We start from the raw sequence: 3,527 nt of genomic DNA on the forward strand, positions 1-3,527 counted from the left end.
CCCAGAAAAATTGCTGCGATCCAAAACCCGTCGTTTTTGGCTAATGGAAGCTCCGTCTGATTCGCCTCAATGACACCCCCAGTTCGTATCAGTATTAAATATGCAATGACAAGTAGAACATCAAGCATCAAAATTAAAAACTCGCGTTCAAAGACCTGCCGGACATCATCGCGACCGCCGGGCGAAAGAGTTTTGCACCACCCAACCCAGCTCGTCGCAACTAATGCAAATGCGAGTATCAAGTGTGTGATTCCAGACGCGTCATGCCAATAATCTTCCCGCTTAACAATAGTTGCCGCCTGCAAGCCAATTTCTGCCATCGCAACTGCAAACATTAGCGCAACAAATTCGTGCTTATATTCCGGCTTGCGCTCCGCCTGGTAAGATTTGTCCGCCATATTTGCCCCAATGACGAGAGTTCGTCGATTTAGATTTTAAAAAAAATGCTAGTAGTACTCCGTCTCAAAAACATGTTCTAGATACTTAGGATCACGACCAGCACTTTTGCATTCATCAGAAAAAGGGCATCTGCGTTTGCCACTCGGATGAATAGCCAGCGGCACATACCGATCTGGAAGTGCACAATCAGACGGACAACCCAAGCAGTGCGGTGATTCTCGCGTGCAACATGATCGAAAAACATTCCAAAACAAATAATGTAGTTGACTAGGGTTGCGGAGCTCCGATAAGTCGGAGATTAACATAATTGCATCGTGAACCGCACGCCGAATTGCAATATCTTCTTCGTTAGTCACTGGGATTCCTGACAGCAATTTTCGACGCAACTCCTGGTCCGCGATTAGTACTGTTCCGATACGAAGATGTCCGCGAACCTCGTGATAATCTACAGGCGCACCAAGCAATTCAGGGTCCGCATATGTCCAATAACCTGAATTCCGCATCAAACCCAAGAGAAAGTACGATTTTTTGTGAACGGGGTCGCTATATGCGCGAAAAGTAGAAAGAAGCCCCAACAGATTTGGAGTTCCACTCGCAATCTTCGTTTGCGACAATCTGTAGAGATCTTCGAGATGATTCCAGTCATTCCGTATCATCATTGTGCCAAGATTTCGAATAAGATCTGCACGGCCTTCAACATCCGTCAATCTGTCGCCCAGTTCCTGATCTCGAAACATTTCCGTTAATTGAGTCGCAGACGTTTTCGACCAAACACTCGGTTGAAGTATTCGCCAATCTGCGCGAACTGAGTTCTCAAATTTGGCCGCCAAATAATCCCATCCTCGCAGCCGAGTGCCATTGACGGTACCTACAAGCGGCAAACGACCGAGCGGAGAAGTTTGATGGCAGATTGCCACCAGCCATAAATAGAAATTGCCCGCTGATAAGCGCGAGAATCCTTGTAACGAACTATCCTCTCGATCAGCAGGGATCGGTTGGGAAGCAATCAACCGTGCTAAGCGTTCACAAGCGTCCCGACAAACGCTTACAGGACGAGTTTCGGTGGCAATTCCCGGTTTACTTAATTCAACAGACATTTGTAGTTGAAAACCCTATTCCAATGTTGACCACTGTACATTTTACCAGTTTTAGAATTCCAAAATCTAGTCAGCTTTAGCCCGTTAATTAAGTACGACCAGCTGCTTACCCAAAATAAGCTACCCTTTCTCGGCGGCCCGCACTCCGGGCTGCCCGCAGAGGTCCAATTTGGTCTCTAATTCCCAGGCGAGCCATGTCCATGAACACACGATACAACACGGCCATTTATTCAAATCCGCTGTTTAAGTTAATCCTCGTCGCAGCCTCGGCCGCCGCCTTGTCGGTCGCGCTGGAGCTAAGCCCGCTGTGCACCAAAGCCGCTAATGAGCTTGAACTCAACACAATCGTCCCATCGCAGGCCAGCGGCAACGTCGCTATTCCGGAGTCACAAAGCAAAATTACCGAGGCCGAAGTCAACGCCGCCCAACAAGCCTGGTGCGATGCGCTGGTGAACATCGGCAAAGTGTATGCCGCCGGCGGCGATTACCGGGCAGCGGCCAACCAGGCCATTACCGATCTGTACGATTACGACTCCGGCCGTGTGTTTTTCAAGCCCACGCTGGCCCACGGCGCGAACACGTTCCGGCCCACCAAGGCGGGCGCTTTGTCGTACTTCGTCGGCGGCAATCCGGCGTTTCCCGAAGACACCGGCTTCGCACTGAAGCGCTGGACCAAAGTCAGCTACGATAACAACGCCGCGGAAAATGGCATCCAAATCCACGGCGATATTGCCATCACCATGGGGAACGTCTATTTGACCAACGCCGACGGCGAACAAGTGACGGTCGACAAAACATTTGTCTTCCGCCGCTGCCCCGACGGCAAGCTGCGGCTGATCGTCCACAAATCATCGCTGCCGTACGATCCCACGAAGTGAAGTGCCGTGCGTTTCAACAGCGCCCCCGATCGTCTACAATCATCGCGTGCATTTCGATCCACTCACGCTGTACGTTCTGGCCGTTATTTTTTTCTCCACGGTCATTCGCTCCACGCTGGGCTTTGGCGAGGCGCTGGTTGCCGTGCCGCTGTTGGCGCTGCGCATTCCGGTGGCCGTGGCCGTGCCGCTGGCGGTGCTGGTTTCCGTGCTGGTTGCCGCCGTCATCGTCGTGCAAGATTGGCGAAAAATCGAAGTCCGCAGCGCCGCCTGGCTGTTCGCCGCCGCGCTGCCGGGCATTCCGCTGGGGTTATTTCTCTTGGCCCGGGCGAACGATCACGTCGTGAAGCTGATTTTGGGCGCCCTCATCGCCATTTTTTCGCTCTACTCGCTGATCTTTCGCGCCCGCTTGCACTTGGAGAAAGATCATCTGTATGGGCTGCTGGCCGCCGGATTTTGTTCCGGGTTCTTGGGGGGCGCCTACGGCATGAACGGCCCGCCGCTGGTGATTTACGGATCGCTGCGCCGCTGGTCTCCGCAACACTTTCGGGCCACGCTGCAAGGATATTTTCTGCCGGCCAGTTTGCTCGGCCTCCTCGGTTATGCCGCGCAGGGATTATGGACAGCCGAAGTGACGCGCTATTTTTTGCTGTCGCTGCCGGCGGCGGCGGCGGCCATTTTCATCGGCCGGTTTTTGAATCGCCAACTCCGCGGCGACGCATTTTTTCGCCTCGTGTTCGTGGGCTTAATTGCCCTGGGGGGCATTCTGATTGCGCAGGGGCTGCTCAGTTGAGCGCGCCGCTTAGCCGCATCGTCCGTCCTGTGTTTTTGTCGCGACGCGGAGCCTGCGGAGTGGAGCGCGCTATGCCTGCCCGCGCTCCGCTAGTGCGTCGCGGCTAAACATAGGGCGTTACAAAATCCCAGCGCTGCTGGCAAAATTCTTTGAAAAATTGGGCCACTCGTGTGGTAAAATGTGCGGCCTGCCGAGGCTGTCCATTTGGCCGCGATAGTTGATCGGTTGTGGCCGCACTGGGTTGGCCGAATCGCACAGCTTTCGACAAGGAAGTGTTGATGTGCGGCCGTCCCAGGCTGTAAGAAAAGCATGCCTGGGACCACAGCGATCCAACACCAGACCACAAGACGACCAGACCACGAG

Annotated in this window: 5 protein-coding genes; 2 read left to right on the forward strand and 3 right to left on the reverse strand. The window is 53.6% G+C overall.

Annotated elements, in window-relative coordinates:
- Together VFE46_10715 and VFE46_10720 are read right to left on the reverse strand one after the other, a co-directional pair.
- On the reverse strand, nt 1-398 hold a 398-nt coding region (locus VFE46_10715; GenBank protein HZZ28462.1), incomplete at its 3' end, for a hypothetical protein.
- Nucleotides 399-446: 48 nt separating this feature from the next.
- Entirely contained in the window at nt 447-1,496 is a 1,050-nt protein-coding gene (locus VFE46_10720) for a hypothetical protein (protein HZZ28463.1), read from the reverse strand.
- A 194-nt stretch (nt 1,497-1,690) separates the two neighbouring features.
- Here VFE46_10720 and VFE46_10725 point away from each other — a divergent pair, with 194 nt between their 5' ends.
- Together VFE46_10725 and VFE46_10730 are read left to right on the forward strand one after the other, a co-directional pair.
- The gene (locus tag VFE46_10725; protein ID HZZ28464.1) at nt 1,691-2,374 is read left to right on the forward strand and encodes a hypothetical protein; all 684 of its coding nucleotides are present in this window, start codon (nt 1,691-1,693) and stop codon (nt 2,372-2,374) included.
- A 46-nt stretch (nt 2,375-2,420) separates the two neighbouring features.
- On the forward strand, nt 2,421-3,164 hold the full coding sequence (locus VFE46_10730; GenBank protein ID HZZ28465.1) for a sulfite exporter TauE/SafE family protein: 744 nt from the start codon (nt 2,421-2,423) through the stop codon (nt 3,162-3,164).
- A gap of 103 nt (nt 3,165-3,267) precedes the next feature.
- Here the strand turns inward: VFE46_10730 and VFE46_10735 are convergent.
- Nucleotides 3,268-3,527, reverse strand: a 260-nt coding sequence (locus VFE46_10735; GenBank protein ID HZZ28466.1) for a hypothetical protein, incomplete at its 5' end; no start/stop codon positions are given.

The sequence above is a fragment of the Pirellulales bacterium genome (genome assembly GCA_035656635.1).
Taxonomy (GTDB): Bacteria; Planctomycetota; Planctomycetia; order Pirellulales; family JADZDJ01; genus DATJYL01.